Origin of the sequence: Cellulomonas sp. NTE-D12, from assembly GCF_027923705.1 — a bacterium.
Classification (GTDB): domain Bacteria; phylum Actinomycetota; class Actinomycetes; order Actinomycetales; family Cellulomonadaceae; genus Cellulomonas.
Genome location: NZ_AP026442.1, coordinates 974898 through 991343, shown reverse-complemented (window position 1 = coordinate 991343; position 16446 = coordinate 974898). Strand labels below are relative to the sequence as shown.

The following is a 16446-nucleotide window of genomic DNA, read 5'->3' as shown; positions in this document are numbered from 1 at the left end:
CCGGCATGTCGGTGGTCGGCGGCACCCTGGCGGCATGGACGTGGGCGTGCTGCTGCTGGGACTGGCGGTCGGGGTCGCGCTGGGGGCGGCCCTCGGCTGGGTGGGGGCAGGAACCCGGGCAGCAGCCCGCGTCCGGGCGGCCGAGGTGACGGCGGTCCGCGCGGAGGCGGGCTGGGCGGCGGAGCGCACCGCGGCGGCGGCCGCCCGCGCGGACGACGAGCGAGCGGCCGAACGGTTCAAGGCGCTGGCCGCCGACGCCCTGGCCGCGAGCAGCGAGCAGTTCCTCGCGCTGGCGCACCAGCGGCTGGCCGCCGAGCACCAGACCCAGGTCGGTGAGCTGGCGCAGCGCGAGCAGGCGGTCCGCGCCCTGGTAGAGCCGGTCGGGCGCACGCTGGACCAGGTGCGCGAGCAGCTGCAGGTGGCGGAGCAGGCCCGTGCCGCCGGCCAGGCGGCGCTCGGTGAGCAGGTCCGCGCCATGCACGCGGTGTCCGAGCAGCTGCGCGGCGAGACGGCGCAGCTGGTCACCGCCCTGCGGGCGTCCCAGGTGCGCGGCCGGTGGGGCGAGGTCCAGCTGCGGCGGGTGGTCGAGGCGGCGGGGATGCTGCCGCACGTCGACTTCGTCGAGCAGGAGAACGTCCGCACCGACGACGGTCTGCTGCGGCCCGACATGGTGGTGCACCTGGCGGGCGGCAAGAACGTGGTGGTGGACGCGAAGGTGGCGTTCCTCGGGTTCCTCGACGCCGCGCAGGCGTCGGACCCCGCAGTCCGGGCCGCGCGGCTGAGCGACCACGCGCGGCACGTGCGCCGGCACGTCGACGACCTGGCGGCCAAGCAGTACTGGGAGCAGTTCGCGCCCGCACCGGAGTTCGTCGTGATGTTCGTCCCCGCGGACGCCTTCTGGCACGCCGCGCTCGACGAGGACCCGGGCCTGGCGGAGTACGCGTTCGACCGGCACGTCGTGGTGGCGACCCCCTCCACGCTGCTGGCCCTGCTCCGGACGGTCGCCTACGCCTGGAAGCAGGACGCCCTCGCCGCCAACGCCCAGGCGGTGCTGTCGCTGGGCAAGGAGCTGCACGGTCGGCTCGCGACGATGGGCTCGCACCTCGCGCGGATGGGCCGGGCGATCGACGCGACCGCCTCCGCGTACAACCAGACGGTCGGCTCCCTCGAGACACGGGTGCTGGTCAGCGCCCGGCGGTTCGCCGACCTGCACGTCACCGACGCCGAGCTGCCCTCGCCGGCGCCCGTCGACCCTCGCCTGACCACGCTGACCGCACCGGAGCTGCTGGCCTCCACCGACGAGCGGCTGGTGGTGCTGGAGCAGGCCGCGCTGGCCGAGGAGGACGGCCGCCGGGATGCCGCCGCACTGCGCGCCGAGGCGGCCTCCCCGCACGCCGGCGCGACGGAGGTCGCAGGTTGAGCCCGGGCGGCAGCGGTGTCGCGTGAACAGCCCGCGCGGCCGGACACCCGCGCCGCGAACGAGCGGACCGGCCCGACGTCGGACGAGCGCTAGACGCCCTGGACGTCCAGCGAGCGCCGGCCCTCGCGTGCCGGCCGCGTCTCGGCGCCCGCCGCCTTCAGGTCGGCGCGCAGCTCTCGCGGCAGGGAGAACATCAGGTCCTCGGTCGCGGTGCGGACCTCCTCCACGTCGCCGAAGCCGAGCTCGGCCAGGCGGGCCAGCACGTCCCTGACGAGGATCTCGGGCACCGAGGCGCCGGAGGTGACGCCCACGGTCGTCGCACCGGCCACCCATGCCGGGTCGATCTCCGCGGCGGTGTCGATCCGGTGCGCCGCGCGGGCGCCCGACTCCAGGGCCACCTCGACCAGCCGCACGGAGTTCGACGAGTTCGCGGAACCGACCACCACGACCACGTCGCACGACGGCGCCATCTTCTTCACCGCCACCTGACGGTTCTGCGTCGCGTAGCAGATGTCGTCGCTCGGCGGGTCCTGCAGCGCGGGGAACCGCTCACGCAGCCGTCGGACGGTCTCCATCGTCTCGTCCACCGACAGGGTGGTCTGCGAGATCCAGACGACACGCTCGGGGTCGCGGACCTCGACGGCGTCCACGTCGTCCGGGGAGTTGACCACCTGGATGTGCTCCGGCGCCTCCCCCGACGTCCCCTCGACCTCCTCGTGCCCGGCGTGGCCGATCAGCAGGATGTCGAAGTCGTCGTCGGCGAACCGCACGGCCTCCTTGTGCACCTTGGTGACCAGGGGGCACGTCGCGTCGATGGTGAGCAGCGAACGAGCGGCCGCCGCTGCCCGCACCGCCGGCGAGACGCCGTGCGCGGAGAACACCACCCGGGCACCCTCCGGGACGTCGTCGGTGTCCGCGACGAACACGGCCCCGCGGGCCGCCAGCGTGTCCACGACGTGCCGGTTGTGCACGATCTCCTTGCGGACGTACACCGGCGGGCCGTAGTGCTCGAGCGCCTTCTCCACGGCCACCACGGCGCGGTCCACGCCCGCGCAGTACCCGCGCGGCGAGGCGAGCAGCACGCGCCGGACCACGTCGGACGACGGGGTCGCCGCACCGGCGTCGGGCACGGCCTTGTCCACGGCCAGGTCCACGGCCTTGTCCACGGCCAGGTCCACAGCACGGTCGACGGCACGGTCGACGGACGGACGGTGGGGGTTCACCGCCCCAGTCTAGGTCGGGCCTCGGGACCGTCCCCGGGCGGCCGGCGGCGGACGCGTGCAGGTCCCGTGGGCGGCATGGGGCAGTCTGGTGACCGTGAGCGCATCGGCCGATCGGGCGGCGGACCGGGCAGCAGGGCATGCCGCGTTCCCACCGCCCGGCAGCCCCGTCGTCCGCCCGCAGGACCCGGACCTGACGGCCCGCGGCCCGCTCCCCCTCCGCGCCGCCGACACCACGCCGGACCGACCGTGGCCGGTCCGGCACCTCGCGCCGAAGATCGCCGACTACGTCGCCCGGATGCCCCCGGTGTGGGTCGAGGGCCAGGTGCTCAACCTCAAGCGGTGGAACTCCCTGTACTTCCTGACGCTGCGGGACACGGACCTCGACATGTCGCTGTCCGTCACCGTCCCGGCGGGCGCGATCGCCTCCGTCGCCGACCGGCTGTCCGACGGCTCGCACCTGGTGGTGCACGCCCGGCCCCGGTACCACGAGAAACGGGGCGAGCTGACGTTCGCCGCCGACGCCGTCCGACTGGTCGGCCTGGGCGAGCTGCTCGCGCGGATCGAGCACCTCAAGGGCGTGCTCGGGGCGGAGGGCCTGTTCGACGAGGACCGCAAGCGGCCGCTGCCCTTCCTGCCGGCGGTGGTCGGGCTCGTGTGCGCGCAGCAGGGGGACGCCGAGCACGACGTGGTCTCCAACGCGCGGGCCCGCTGGGCCGCGGTGCAGTTCGAGATCCGGCGGGTCACCGTCCAGGGCCCTCGCGCGGTGCCGGAGGTGACGGCCGCGATCGCCGAGCTCGACGCCGACCCGCGGGTCGAGGTGATCGTCGTCGCGCGGGGCGGCGGGTCGTTCGAGGACCTGCTCCCGTTCAGCAACGAGGCGCTGGTGCGCGCAGCCGCCGCCTGCCGCACGCCTCTGATCAGCGCGATCGGGCACCACCTCGACGCTCCGCTGCTCGACCTGGTGGCCGACTGGCGCGCCTCCACACCGACGGATGCCGCGAAGCGGGTGGTCCCCGACGTCACCGAGGAACGCGCCCGCCTGACGCAGGCGCGCCACCGTGCCCGCGCGGCCGTGCTCGGGCGCCTCACGCGTGAGCAGTCGACGCTGGACAACTGGCGCGGGCGGCCGGTGCTGGCACGTCCCGTCACGCTGGTCGAACCGCACCAGCTCGCGCTCGACCGGCTGGTGGACCACGGCCGCCGAACCGTCGGCGCAGCGCTCGCCGAGGCGGGGATCGCCACGGCGCGGCTCGCCGCACAGGTGCGGGCGCTGTCCCCGGCCGCGACGCTCGACCGCGGGTACGCGGTGGTGCAACGCGCCGACGGTGCGGTGGTGCGCGACCCGGCGGAGGTGGCCGACGGCGAGCCGCTCGCGGTCCGCGTGGCGCGGGGTCGGTTCGCCGTCACCGTCTCGACGCCCGCGGCGGCTGCGCAGCCGGACGGGGCGGGCACGCGCCCTCGCACGCCGCGTCGGTGAGGGCTGGTTGACTTCTCCCGTGCCGAAGCCAGCCGTACCGCCGACCGACCCGAACGCCGACGTGCAGGGCCTGGGGTACGAGCAGGCGCGTGACGAGCTCGTGGCCGTGGTCGCACGCCTGGAGAGCGGCGCCGGCTCCCTCGAGGAGGCCCTGGCGCTGTGGGAGCGGGGCGAGGCGCTGGCCGCCCGCTGCCAGCAGTGGCTGGACGGTGCGCGGGAGCGGCTGGCGACCGCGGCGGCACCCAGAGGCGCAGGTCAGACGAGCACGGCCGGTGCGGCCGGCACACACGACGAACGGCCGCAGCAGCAGGCCGGTACCGACGACGAGGACGGGGACGACGAGTGAACGACGAACGGGCGCTGGTGATCGGCGAGGCGCTGGTGGACGTGGTGGTCCGGGAGGACGGCAGCCGCGAGGAGCACCCCGGCGGCAGCCCGGCCAACGTGGCTCTCGGGCTCGCTCGGCTGGGTCGCCAGGCGGACCTGCTGACCTGGCTCGCGCCGGACGCCTACGGCGACCGCGTGCGGGACCACCTGGCGGCGTCCGGGGTGCACGTGCTGAACGCACCGGTGCACGCGACCCGCACGCCGGTCGCCGTGGCCCATCTCGACGCCACCGGCGCCGCGACCTACGAGTTCGACCTGGAGTGGGACCTGCCGGCGACGTGGGAGGGCGACGACGTCGACCCGGTCGTGGTGCACACGGGCTCGATCGCCACCACGTTGCAGCCGGGCGGCGCCGCCGTGGCGCGTCTGGTGGAGGCGCGCCGAGCCACGTCCACCATCAGCTACGACCCCAACATGCGCCCGGCGCTGATGGGCTCGCCCGCGCAGACCCTGCCGGTGGTGGACGCCCTGGTCGCCGCCGCGGACGTGATCAAGGTCAGCGACGAGGACCTGCTGTGGCTGCACCCCGACGAGGCGCCGGACGACGTCGCGGCCCGCTGGGCGACGGCCGGACCGGCCGTCGTGGTGGTGACCCACGGTGGTGAGGGCGCCTTCGCGGTCACGTCCACCGGTCTCCGCGTGCAGATCGTCGCGCCACGCGTCACAGTGGCGGACACGGTCGGTGCCGGGGACTCGTTCATGAGCGGCCTGATCGACGGCCTCTGGACGGCCGGGCTGCTGGGCGCCGACCGGCGCGAGGCGCTGCACGCGATCGACGAGGGGACGCTGACGGCTGTGATGGAGCGGTGCGCGCGGATCGCCGCCATCACCGTGTCGCGCGCCGGGGCCAATCCCCCGACTGCTGCGGAGGTGGATGCATGACGAGCACGACCGACCGACCGACGACCCCGGGACAGGCCTGGGCCGCGCTGCTCGAGGGCAACGAGCGGTTCGTCCGAGGCGAGATGGTGCACCCGTCGCAGGACGCGGCGCACCGCACCGCCCTCAGCTCGAGCCAGCAGCCGTTCGCCGTCGTGTTCGGGTGCTCGGACAGCCGTGTCGCGGCCGAGATCGTGTTCGACCAGGGGCTCGGCGACGCCTTCGTCGTGCGCACCGCCGGTCACGTCATCGACACCACGGTGCTCGGCTCGATCGAGTTCGGCGTCGAGGTGCTCGGCACGCCGCTGGTGGTCGTGCTGGCGCACGACAAGTGCGGGGCGGTGGCCGCCGCCGCCAAGACGCTCGCCAGCGGCGAGCAGGCGCCGGGGTTCGTCCGCGCGGTGGTCGACCGGGTGATCCCGAGCATCGTCGGCCTGACCAGCACCGGGCGGCCGCTCGACTCCTTCGACGCCGCGGAGCTCGGCCACGAGCACGTCCGGCAGACGGCGCACATGCTCGCCGACTACTCGGCAGTGCTCTCCCGGCGGACGGCCGACGGCAGCTGCGCGATCGTCGCCGTGGAGTACACGTTGGAGGACGGCCGCGCGAAGCTCGTGGAGACGGTCGGCCGCCTCGACTGACCTGCGCTGTTCCACACCCGCCACGTCTCACGCGGCCGGAACCGTCCCCGGGCGGTTCCGGCTGCGGTGACGTCGTCCCCGAGCCGCCTCCGAGCCGGCGGGCGGGCTGCGGCAAGATGAGTCCATGACCCCCACAACCGGCAGTGCCGCCGTGCCCGCGGACGCGGGCTTCCGCATCGAGCACGACACGATGGGCGAGGTGCGCGTCCCCGCCCACGCCCTGTACCGCGCACAGACGCAGCGCGCCGTGGAGAACTTCCCGATCTCCGGCAGCGGTCTGGAGCGGGGTCACATCGAGGCTCTGGCGCGGATCAAGAAGGCGGCAGCCCGGGCCAACGCCGAGCTCGGCGTGCTGGCCGGTGACGTCGCCGACGCGATCGTCGCGGCGGCCGACGAGGTGGCGTCCGGCGCGCACGACGAGCACTTCCCGGTGGACGTCTACCAGACCGGCTCCGGGACCAGCTCGAACATGAACACCAACGAGGTGATCGCCACGCTGGCCACCCGGGCGCTGGGCCGCGAGGTCCACCCGAACGACCACGTCAACGCCTCGCAGTCGTCCAACGACGTGTTCCCCACCTCCGTGCACGTCGCGGCGACCGCCGGCGTCGTGCGCGACCTGGTGCCCGCCCTCGAGCACCTCGCCGAGGCGTTCGAGGCGAAGGCCACCGCCTGGGCCGACGTCGTGAAGTCCGGCCGCACCCACCTGATGGACGCCACGCCCGTGACCCTCGGCCAGGAGTTCAGCGGCTACGGCGCAGCGATCCGGTACGGCGTCGAGAGGCTGCAGGCCGCTCTCCCCCGCGTCGCCGAGGTGCCGCTGGGCGGCACGGCAGTGGGCACCGGCATCAACACGCCCGCCGGCTTCCCGCAGCGCGTGATCGCCCTGCTGCGCGAGGACACCGGCCTGCCGCTGACCGAGGCGCGCAACCACTTCGAGGCGCAGGGCGCCCGCGACGGCCTCGTCGAGCTGTCGGGCGCGCTGCGCACCATCGCGGTGAGCCTGACGAAGATCTGCAACGACCTGCGCTGGATGGGCTCCGGCCCCAACACGGGCCTGGGTGAGATCGCCATCCCGGACCTGCAGCCCGGCTCGTCGATCATGCCGGGCAAGGTCAACCCGGTCGTCCCGGAGGCGACGCTGATGGTCGCGGCGCGGGTGGTGGGCAACGACGCGACCGTCGCCTGGGCAGGTGCGAGCGGTGCCTTCGAGCTCAACGTGCAGATGCCGGTGATGGCCTCGGCGGTGCTCGAGTCCATCCGCCTGCTCTCGAACGCCTCACGGGTGCTGGCGGACCGCACGGTGGACGGCATCACGCCCAACGTCGAGCGGTCCCGCGCGCTCGCCGAGTCGTCGCCCTCGATCGTCACGCCCCTCAACCGGGTGGTCGGTTACGAGGCAGCCGCGAAGATCGCCAAGCACGCCGTCAAGGCCGGCATCACCGTCCGCCAGTCGGTGATCGACCTCGGTTTCGTCGACCGCGGCGAGATCACCGAGGAGCAGCTCGACACGGCGCTCGACGTGCTGGCGATGACGAGGCCGCCGCAGACCCGCTGAGCGCAGCAGCGGCCCGGCCACCCTGTAGAGGGCGCCGGGCCGCGCCCGTTCGGTGGCCCGGCGGTCGTGGGCCGCAGCCGTGCCGCAGCGGACCCCTCAGGCCGCGGCTGCCGCCGGCGTCTCGTCCGGCACGCTGCGCCGCTGCGCGCGCTGACCGTGCATCAGCAGGGCGGACACCAGCCCGAGCGTGAACACCGCGACCGCCAGCAGCATCGTCTCCGCCACGGCGGTGGCGAAGCCGTGGTGCACGGCCTGAAGCGCAGCGGCCTTGATCTGGTCGGCGACGGCCGGCGGCACCGACGAGGGCAGCTGCGGGGCCGAGGCGGACCCGGACGAGAACGCGGACCCCGACAGGTGCGAGAACCGGTCGAGGAACTGGCCCCGCACGGCGTCCGGGAGCGACACCGCGGCGTCCTTCGCCGCCGCCGGCACCGTGTGACCGAGCCGCGACGTCAGCATCGCGACGATGGCCGCGGAGCCGATCACGCCGCCGATCTGGCGGTTGGTGTTGAACGCGCCCGCACCCGCACCCGCCGTCCGGTGGTCCAGCCCGCTGGTCGCCAGGTTGGCGAGCGGGGAGAACACGCAGGACGTGCCGAGCCCGAAGAGCGCCATCGGGAGGAGCAACCGCCACGGTGACGCGTCGGGGTCGATCCAGCGCGACACCCACGTGATCGAGATGATGAACATCACGAAGCCGAAGGTGACCACCCACTTCGGCGGGATGCGGTCGGAGAGCCGACCGGCGATCGGCGCCACCACCCCGGACACCAGCGAGGACGGCAGCCCGACCAGCGCCGCGTGCAGCGGCGACAGACCCGCGACCTCCTGCAGGAAGAGCGTGAACGGGAAGAAGATGCCGATCATCGCGAAGCCGACCGCCGCACCGGACACGTTGGCCAGCAGGAAGTTCCGGTTCCGGAACAGCCGCATCGGCAGCAGCGCCTCCTCGCCCCGCCGCACCTGCAGCCAGCCGAAGACGAGCAGCACCGCCACCCCGACGCCGATCACGCCCCAGACGGTGACCGGTCCGCGGATGGTCCCCCAGCTGTACGTCGACCCCTCCTGCAGGCCGAACACCAGCAGGAACATCCCGCCGACCGACATCACCATGCCGAGCAGGTCCACCGAGCGCACGTGACGCTCGAGCGACGGCAGCCGCGTGAGGGCGAACCACAGGGCGACCAGCCCGACCGGCACGTTGACGTAGAAGATCCACTCCCAGCCGACCGACTCCACCAGGATCCCGCCGAGCAGCGGACCGGTGATCGTCGCGACGCCCGCGACCGAGCCCCAGATCCCGAGCGCGGCACCGCGCTGCTGCGGCGGGAAGACGCGCGTGATCATCGACATGGTCTGGGGCGTCATCAGCGCGCCGCCGATGCCCTGCACCGCGCGGGCGGCGATCAGCAGGCCGATGGACCCCGACAGGCCGCACGCCAGGGAGGACAGCGTGAACACCACCAGACCGGCGATGAACACCGGCCTGGGGCCGAAGGTGTCGCCCATCCGGCCGGTGACCAGCAGCAGCACGGCGAAGGTCAGCAGGTAGGCGCTGTTCACCCACCCGACCGTGGTCAGGTCGGCGCCGAACGACTTCACCAGCGTCGGCACGGCGATGTTCACGATCGTCGTGTCGACCATGATCATGAAGAAGCCGAGGCACAGGGCCGGCAGGATGCTCCACGGGCTGCGCCCGTGCAGGTCGACGAGCGCGCGTGGCGCGGTGGTGGACTGCCCGTTGCGGGACATGGGACCTTCCTCAGGGGCTGGCTGGGGCTAGGGAGCAGCATGCGGCACGCCACCGACAGAGCCGGTGCGTGCCAGGTAGAGGTCCGACTCCCAGGGTTCGGGGTCGGCCTCGAGACGGGCGACGACGTCGTCGAGCCAGGCGATCTCCGCGGCGAGCATCGCCCGCTCGTGGTCGACGTCGAGGACGAACCGCAGCGGCAGCTCACGCTCCGTCCGCAGGTGGGTGAGCGTCGACGTGGCGGACTCGTGGGCAGCGGCGAGCCGCTGCCGCCGGGCCGCGAGCGCGGCGAGGGCCTGGTCCCGTGGCAGGTGCGGAGCTTCCGCCAGACCGACCGCGAACGGCGGGTACGTCCGCTCGTCGTCCGCCAGCAGGCCGGTGAGCCGCGGGATCAGCGCCGCGGTGCCCGCGTCCGTGGCGCGGTACGTCGTCCGCTCAGGGCGCCGGCCTTGCCGCTCCGTCCCCACCGCCTCGGCGAGGCCGTCGGCGACCAGGCGTTCCACCGCGTGGTAGACGGCACCGACGGTCACCCGGGTGAGACGGGTCTCGGCGCGCTGCTCGAGCGTGCGGAACACCTCGTACGGGTGCATCGGCTCCTCGTGCAGCAGCGCGAGCGTCATGACGGCGACGACCGACAGCTGCGGCATCGGCGCTCCCCTCGGTATGTTCCCTGCGGAATAGTCCGTGGAAACCATAAGGGGACACGGCGGCGCTCGGCAAGCGCACGAGCAGACGGGCGGTGCCGGGCCCTCCCCCGGCACCGCCCGTCTGCGTGCGGCCTCCTCCGCCGCGACTACCGCCTGGTGACGGTGACCGCCGTCTGCACCACGGGGGTAGCCCGGATGATCGGGGAGGACAGCCTGGCCGTGAGCGTCTGGGTCCCCGGCTGTCGCGCGGTGGCCCGGTAGCCCAGGCTGATCGAGCCGCCGGGGGTCGGCGGGGCGGTGGTGATCGCCCACTCCGTCCCGGAGGCCGCGGTGATGTTCACGCCGCTGGTGCCGTCCCGGTTCTCGGCACCGGACGACAGGGGCGCACCGGCGGACCCACCGAGCGTGCCGTAGGAGAACCACTGACCCTCGGTGGTCCCCGTCTGGATCCAGATCTCGAACGAGCTGGCCGGGCCGTGGCCCCACGCCTGCACCTGGTCGTAGTCGACGACGAGCCAGTGGTTCGTCCCGTCGGACAGCGTGCCCACCCGGATGGCGCCGCCGCCGGTGGCCGGGTCGAGGGACAGGTCCGTCCAGTACGGCGCCAGCACGTTGTTGGGCCGGGCCGGGTCGGGGAACGTCTGCGTGTTGCAGCAGTCGTTGTCCTCGGCCGTGCCGCCGCCGACGACGACGTAGCCGTTCGAGTCGATGCCGATCCGCGTGTACGTCTCCCCGCCGTACTGGAAGGCCGGCACGTCGTAGTTGGTGATCGTCTCGTCACCGAACCCGGTGGCCGCCGGGATGCCGAAGGACGACAGCGGCAGGTACCCACCTGCGGGGCTGGCGCCGGGGGTGATGGACGTGATCGTCGGCGGCAGCGCCGGGCTCAGCGTGCCCGTCCAGCGCAGCCCCGACCGCGTGGCCGTCCCGGGCGCCGCCACCGAGGTGATCGGCAGACCGGGCGTCGAGGAGACCTCGACCGTGGTGGGTGCAGCCACGGCGGCGAAGTTGGTCGCCGTCACCGTGCAGTCCGTGCTGGCGCCCCGCGCCACCGTCGACGGGTCGCACGTCTGCGTCAGGTGGACCGCCGCGTCACCCGTGTTCACCACCACCGGCAGCACCACGGGCACCGCTCCCCCGCTGGTCAGCGTGATCTGCCCGCTGTGCCAGCCGTGCGCGGTCGCCGTGCCGTCCACCAGGATCCGCAGCTTCTGCGTCTGGCCCGGCCGCAGCGTGAACCGCGCCGGCTGCACGGTCACCTTCAGCCCGTCGGCGCCGGTCGCCGCCGCCGAGAACGCCAGGGTGCGTCCCGAGACGTTCTTCGCCGTGCGCGTGGTCAGCAGCGCCCCCGGCAGCGGGTTCACCGCGATGCTCGGCAGGTCCAGGTCCACGCGGTGCAGCGGGTCGGTGGCACTGGCCGCCATGTCCTTCGCCGAGACGTCGAACGTCAGCGTCGGCTGCACCGCCCGGTCCGCCCGGATGGAGCCCGCGCCGCGGTCGAACACCCCGGCCGGGCTGCCGTCGGCGTTGACCACCTGCTGCAGCGAGGAGGTCATCAGCGCCGACTTCACCTGTCCCGGCGTCCAGTCCGGGTGCGCCGCACGGACCAGGGCGGAGATGCCGGTGGCGTGCGGGCTGGACATCGAGGTGCCCGCGATCGCCTGGTACAGCTGGCCCTTGGGTCCGGCCGGGATGTCCACGGGCGTCGGGGTGTTCCCCGCGAGCACCTGGACGCCCGGCGCTGTGATGTCCGGCTTGAGGAAGTCGCCCACCGGTCCGCGGGAGCTGAACCCGGCCATCACGTCGCCGGTGGCGGGCGTCAGCGCGCCCGTCGCCCAGGTGGCCGTCACGCCCGTGTGGGCCGCGAGGAACGCCAGCAGCTCGTCGTTCGGACCCTCGAGGTGGATGGCCGGCAGGAAGTGGTTGTCCGTCTCGGTGTCCGAGGCCGTCGGGTTGTACAGCACCATGCCGGCGGCACCACCCTGGCTGGCGAAGTACCCCTTCTCGACGCGCCCGCCGCCACCGCCGCCGCGCTCGCAGACCACCACCTTGCCGGTCAGCGAACCGGCGGCGAACGGCTTGAGGCAGTACTGGCCGCCGGTGTAGCCCGGCACGTCCGCGGCGAGCACCACCGGAGCGTCGGTGACGCCGGTGGTCAGCGTGGCGCCCTGCTTGCTGTAGGTGGCGCCGTCGGCCGCGGTCAGGTGCAGCACGGAGGCGAAGGCCCGGTCGGACGTGGACGCGCCGACGGTGGTCACCCACGGCCCGGCGTGGTTCGCGGTGCCGGCGGTGGGCCCGTCGTTCCCGGCGGACGCGTTCACGCTGATGCCGGCCTCGTAGGCGTCGAGGAACGCCAGCTCCACCGGGTCGGTGTACGCCGAGGTGCCGCCGCTGATCGAGTAGTTGATCACGTCGACCCCGTCGAGGATCGCCTGCTGCACGGCCGCCACCGAGTCGGACTGGTAGCAGCCCGCCACGGCGCACACCTTGTAGGCGATGACCGAGGCGCCCGGCGCCATGCCGGCCACCGGCCCGCGGTCCGTGCCGAGCAGCGGCGCGCTGGCGACGTAGCTGCCCGCCGCCGTCGTGGCCGTGTGCGTGCCGTGCCCGTCGGCGTCGCGCACCGAGCACGCGGTCGCCGAGCAGTACTCGTCCTTGCCGATCGCGCCCTGGGCTCGGGCCGTGTCGAGGAAGGCGTACGCGCCGATCAGCTTGTCGTTGCAGGTGAACGCGGCACCGAGCGCCGGGTCGCTGCCGTCGCCGAACTGGCACGCCCACGGGCCGCCGGCCGGCTTGGGCAGCCCGACGTCGGTCAGCATCGGGTGCTCCGGCCAGATGCCGGTGTCCAGCACGCCGACGATGACGCCCTGACCTGCGTGGTCACGGCCGCCCAGCGAGGGCCACACCTTCTCCGCGCCGACGAAGGCCGTGGTGCCGTTCTCGAGCGCACCTGCGGTCGGGGTCGCGGGGGTACCGGCGAGCGCCGTCGTCGAGGTCCCGGAGCCCAGCTCCGTCTGCACGTGCTCGAGCGCGTCCTGCTGCACGGCCACCACGCCGGGGACCTTGAGCAGGTCCTTCGCACGGTTGGCCGGGAGAGTGACCGCCAGACCGCCGTACGCGAGGTTGTAGGTGCCGCGGACGGTCGCGGACGGCACGGCGGCGCGCACGGCGGCCGAGGCCTTGTCCGCCTTGCCGCCCAGCAGGCGCAGGTACGACGAGACGTTCGAGTCGCCCGTGCGCAGCGCCTTGCCTGTCACCTCGGGGCTGGTCGCCGCGAAGCCCGCCACGTCGCCGGAGTAGGCGGCCGCCGCGTCGTAGTCGAGCTTGACCATGATCGTCGTGGGGGCGGTGTCCGTCCGGGCGAGCAGGGCGGGATCGCTCTTCGCGAGCCGCGCGCGGCTCGCCTTCGGGGTGTCGATCGGCGCCGACGAGGGGGTCACCGCCGCCGCCGTGAAGCGGTTGGTGGCACCCGGGTCCGGCGGCGACGCCTGCGCCGGGATCGTGCCGAGCGCGGTCGCGACCGCAGCCCCCACCGCCACTGCCCACATTCGGGTCCCCGACCGTCGAGTCATCGACGCCCCCTCTGTCAGTCACCACAGGTGTTACACAAGTTGGCGGGAACCGTAACGGGTGCGGGGCTGCGCTGACCAGGGGTTGACCAGGACGAATCGTCGGGCGCACACTCGCGCGCCCGTGTGCGGCGGGCGCACGCGGACCGGACCTGTGACAACACGTGTGACAACCGGGCGGTGACCGCCGAGGGTGAGACGCCGGAGGGCGGGGACCCCACGGTCCCCGCCCTCCGCGGCCCTTCGGTGGCGCGCTACGCCTCGATGCCCTCGAGCATCTCGGTGACGAGGGCGGCGACGGGCGACCGCTCCGACCGGGTCAGCGTCACGTGCGCGAACAGCGGGTGGCCCTTGAGCGCCTCGATCACGGCCGCCACGCCGTCGTGCCGACCGACCCGCAGGTTGTCCCGCTGCGCGACGTCGTGGGTGAGCACCACCCGCGAGCTCTGGCCGATCCGGGACAGGACGGTCAGCAGCACGTTGCGCTCGAGCGACTGCGCCTCGTCGACGATCACGAAGGCGTCGTGCAGCGAGCGGCCGCGGATGTGGGTCAGCGGCAGCACCTCGAGCAGGTCGCGGTCGAGCACCTCCTCGACCACCTCCTTGCTGACCAGGGCGCCGAGGGTGTCGAACACCGCCTGCGCCCAGGGGTTCATCTTCTCGGCCTCGTTGCCGGGCAGGTACCCGAGCTCCTGACCGCCCACCGCGTACAGCGGCCGGAACACCATCACCTTGCGGTGCTGGCGCCGCTCCAGCACCGCCTCCAGGCCGGCGCACAGGGCCAGGGCCGACTTGCCGGTGCCGGCCCGGCCGCCGAGCGACACGATGCCGATCTCCTCGTCGAGCAGCAGGTCGATGGCGATCCGCTGCTCGGCGCTGCGACCGTGCACGCCGAACACGTCCTGGTCGCCGCGCACCAGCTGCACGTGCTTGTCGGCCGTCACGCGGCCGAGCGCCGAGCCGCGCGGGCTGTGCAGCACCAGGCCGGTGTGGCACGGCAGGTCCCGCGGACCGTCGCCCGGTGCCAGCCCGTAGGTGAGGTCGATGTCGGCCAGGGCGACGCTCTCGTCCTCCCAGAGATGCGACATCTGCTCCTCGGTGAGGTCCAGGGCGTCCATGCCGGTCCAGCCGGAGTCGACCGCGAGCTCGTGCCGGTACTCCTCCGCCCGCAGCCCCACCGCCGACGCCTTGACCCGCATGGGCAGGTCCTTGGACACGACCGTGACGTCGCACCCCTCCGCCGCGAGGTTGGCGGCCACGGCGAGGATGCGGGTGTCGTTGTCGCCCAGCCGGAAGCCGGCGGGCAGCACCGTCGGGTCGATGTGGTTCAGCTCGACCCGCAGCGTGCCGCCCGCGTCGTTGACCGGCACGGGCGCGTCGAGGCGGCCGTAGGTGACGCGCAGGTCGTCGAGCGCACGCAGGGCGCTGCGGGCGAAGTAGCCGAGCTCGGCGTGGTGGCGCTTGGCCTCGAGCTCGGTGATGACGACGACGGGCAGCACCACGTCGTGCTCGGCGAAACGGGCGATTGCCTTGGGATCCGAGAGCAGGACCGAGGTGTCCAGCACGTGCGTGCGGCGTCCGTCCCCGCCCGTCGTTCCGGACGTCGGGCTCGGGCTCGTCCTCGTGCTTGTACCGGGGGAGGTCGATCCGTTCTGCGCAGTGCTGACCACGGCAGGCTCCCTCCGGCGCATCAGCGCCGTGTCGGGCACCTCACGCCGACGTCCCCGCAGGGACCGCCGACGAGCGGCGACGGGGTGCGGTCGGCCGACCCTGGTTCGGGCCGGACCGGCCCTCCTCCGCGGAGCGGATGCTCCATGGGCTGGCCTCCCGGGGACGGCGGGAGCCGTCCACTGAGCCGACGCTAAATCCGTGCGCGGCGCGCTCCGCACCACGACACGCCCCGTACCGGCGGATCATCCGGTCGACGGCGAAGAGTTCACCTGGTCGTCACACGGACGTCGTCGTCCGTCTCCTACAGGCCGAGCCGGCGCTCCCGCGCGGCGTACGAGCGCACCGCGCGCAGGAAGTCGACCTTGCGGAAGCTCGGCCAGTACGCCTCGCAGAAGTAGAACTCCGAGTGCGCGCTCTGCCACAGCAGGAACCCGCCCAGCCGCTGCTCGCCGGAGGTGCGGATCACCAGCTCCGGATCCGGCTGACCCTTGGTGTACAGGTGCGCCGCGATGTGCTGCACGTCGAAGTCGGCGGCCAGGTCGTCGAGGCTCGCGCCCTTCGCGGCGTTCTCGCGCAGGTACGACCGGACGGCGTCGGCGATCTCGTGCCGCCCGCCGTAGCCGACCGCGACGTTGACGTGCAGGCCGACGACGCCCTCGGTTGCGGTCTCCGCGTCCTTGAGCGCCCGTGCCGTCTGCTCGGGCAGCAGGTCGAGCGCACCCATCGCCTGCAGCCGCCACCGCCGGGTCGCCGCGAGGTTGCGCACCGCGTCCTCGATGATCTCCAGGAGCGGCCCCAGCTCCTCCGGGTCCCGGGACAGGTTGTCGGTGGACAGCATCCAGAGGGTGACCACCTCGACGCCGATGTCCTCGCTCCACTCGAGCAGCTCGGCGATCTTGTCCGCGCCGGCGCGGTGGCCGGTGGCCGAGGACAGCCCGATGCTGCGGGCCCAGCGGCGGTTGCCGTCGAGGATCACGCCGACGTGGCGCGGCACACGGTCGCGCGGCAGGCTCGCGGCCAGACGGCGCTCGTAGAGCCCGTAGAGCGGGTGTGGCAGACGCACGCCGACGACTCCTCCGGGTCGGGGTGGTGGCGGGAGAGCACCCCCGCTCGGCACGGGATCACGGTACTCCGCCGCCCTCGTGCGGGCCGTTGACGGAAGGCCCCGGCGTCGACACCCCGAGCTACGCCCACGTAACCTACGGTGTCGTAGGTTCGTGTCAG

The 16446-nt window shown here is 73.6% G+C and carries 12 protein-coding genes; 6 read left to right on the top strand and 6 right to left on the bottom strand.

The features are described from left to right. Positions 1 to 34: 34 nt before the first annotated feature. Positions 35 to 1420, top strand: coding sequence for a DNA recombination protein RmuC (locus tag QMF98_RS04565; protein ID WP_337974881.1), 1386 nt, complete (start codon positions 35 to 37; stop codon positions 1418 to 1420). Positions 1421 to 1509: 89 nt separating this feature from the next. Here the strand turns inward: QMF98_RS04565 and QMF98_RS04560 are convergent, their stop codons facing one another. Beyond that, complete coding sequence (locus tag QMF98_RS04560; RefSeq protein WP_490715659.1) at positions 1510 to 2562, bottom strand: 4-hydroxy-3-methylbut-2-enyl diphosphate reductase; 1053 nt, start codon at positions 2560 to 2562, stop codon at positions 1510 to 1512. A 271-nt stretch (positions 2563 to 2833) separates the two neighbouring features. Between QMF98_RS04560 and xseA the strand changes: the two genes are divergently transcribed. From xseA to QMF98_RS04535, 5 genes are all read left to right on the top strand, one after another. Then, positions 2834 to 4120: an exodeoxyribonuclease VII large subunit gene (gene xseA / locus QMF98_RS04555; RefSeq protein WP_337975541.1), complete on the top strand. Its 1287-nt coding sequence runs from the start codon at positions 2834 to 2836 to the stop codon at positions 4118 to 4120. Between the two features lie 19 nt (positions 4121 to 4139). Beyond that, positions 4140 to 4466, top strand: coding sequence for an exodeoxyribonuclease VII small subunit (locus QMF98_RS04550; RefSeq protein WP_337974879.1), 327 nt, complete (start codon positions 4140 to 4142; stop codon positions 4464 to 4466). Further along, entirely contained in the window at positions 4463 to 5389 is a 927-nt protein-coding gene (locus QMF98_RS04545) for a carbohydrate kinase family protein (protein ID WP_337974878.1), read from the top strand. The genes QMF98_RS04550 and QMF98_RS04545 overlap by 4 nt, the downstream gene beginning before the upstream one ends. Continuing rightward, on the top strand, positions 5386 to 6027 hold the full coding sequence (locus QMF98_RS04540) for a carbonic anhydrase (protein ID WP_337974877.1): 642 nt from the start codon (positions 5386 to 5388) through the stop codon (positions 6025 to 6027). The genes QMF98_RS04545 and QMF98_RS04540 overlap by 4 nt, the downstream gene beginning before the upstream one ends. Before the next feature lie 124 nt (positions 6028 to 6151). After that, positions 6152 to 7585, top strand: a complete 1434-nt coding sequence (locus QMF98_RS04535; protein WP_337974876.1) for a class II fumarate hydratase — start codon at positions 6152 to 6154, stop codon at positions 7583 to 7585. Between the two features lie 96 nt (positions 7586 to 7681). Here QMF98_RS04535 and QMF98_RS04530 read toward each other — a convergent pair whose 3' ends face one another. From QMF98_RS04530 to QMF98_RS04510, 5 genes are all read right to left on the bottom strand, one after another. Then, positions 7682 to 9337, bottom strand: coding sequence for a DHA2 family efflux MFS transporter permease subunit (locus QMF98_RS04530; protein ID WP_337974875.1), 1656 nt, complete (start codon positions 9335 to 9337; stop codon positions 7682 to 7684). A 27-nt stretch (positions 9338 to 9364) separates the two neighbouring features. Continuing rightward, entirely contained in the window at positions 9365 to 9982 is a 618-nt protein-coding gene (locus tag QMF98_RS04525) for a PadR family transcriptional regulator (RefSeq protein WP_337974874.1), read from the bottom strand. Positions 9983 to 10128: 146 nt separating this feature from the next. After that, a complete protein-coding gene (locus QMF98_RS04520) occupies positions 10129 to 13521 on the bottom strand; it encodes a S8 family serine peptidase (protein WP_337974873.1) in 3393 nt (1130 codons plus the stop codon). A gap of 284 nt (positions 13522 to 13805) precedes the next feature. Next, positions 13806 to 15242: an RNA 5'-3' helicase PhoH2 gene (phoH2, locus tag QMF98_RS04515; RefSeq protein WP_337975540.1), complete on the bottom strand. Its 1437-nt coding sequence runs from the start codon at positions 15240 to 15242 to the stop codon at positions 13806 to 13808. A 281-nt stretch (positions 15243 to 15523) separates the two neighbouring features. Next, entirely contained in the window at positions 15524 to 16285 is a 762-nt protein-coding gene (locus QMF98_RS04510) for an isoprenyl transferase (RefSeq protein WP_337974872.1), read from the bottom strand. Positions 16286 to 16446: the final 161 nt, after the last annotated feature.

Bases quoted from the DNA above. Each gene is read 5' to 3' on its own strand.
- phoH2 (WP_337975540.1), bottom strand. From the start codon at position 15,242: ATGCGCCGGAGGGAGCCTGCCGTGGTCAGCACTGCGCAGAACGGATCG.
- QMF98_RS04535 (WP_337974876.1), top strand. From the start codon at position 6,152: ATGACCCCCACAACCGGCAGTGCCGCCGTGCCCGCGGACGCGGGCTTC.
- QMF98_RS04565 (WP_337974881.1), top strand. From the start codon at position 35: ATGGACGTGGGCGTGCTGCTGCTGGGACTGGCGGTCGGGGTCGCGCTG.
- QMF98_RS04525 (WP_337974874.1), bottom strand. From the start codon at position 9,982: ATGCCGCAGCTGTCGGTCGTCGCCGTCATGACGCTCGCGCTGCTGCAC.
- QMF98_RS04530 (WP_337974875.1), bottom strand. From the start codon at position 9,337: ATGTCCCGCAACGGGCAGTCCACCACCGCGCCACGCGCGCTCGTCGAC.
- QMF98_RS04540 (WP_337974877.1), top strand. From the start codon at position 5,386: ATGACGAGCACGACCGACCGACCGACGACCCCGGGACAGGCCTGGGCC.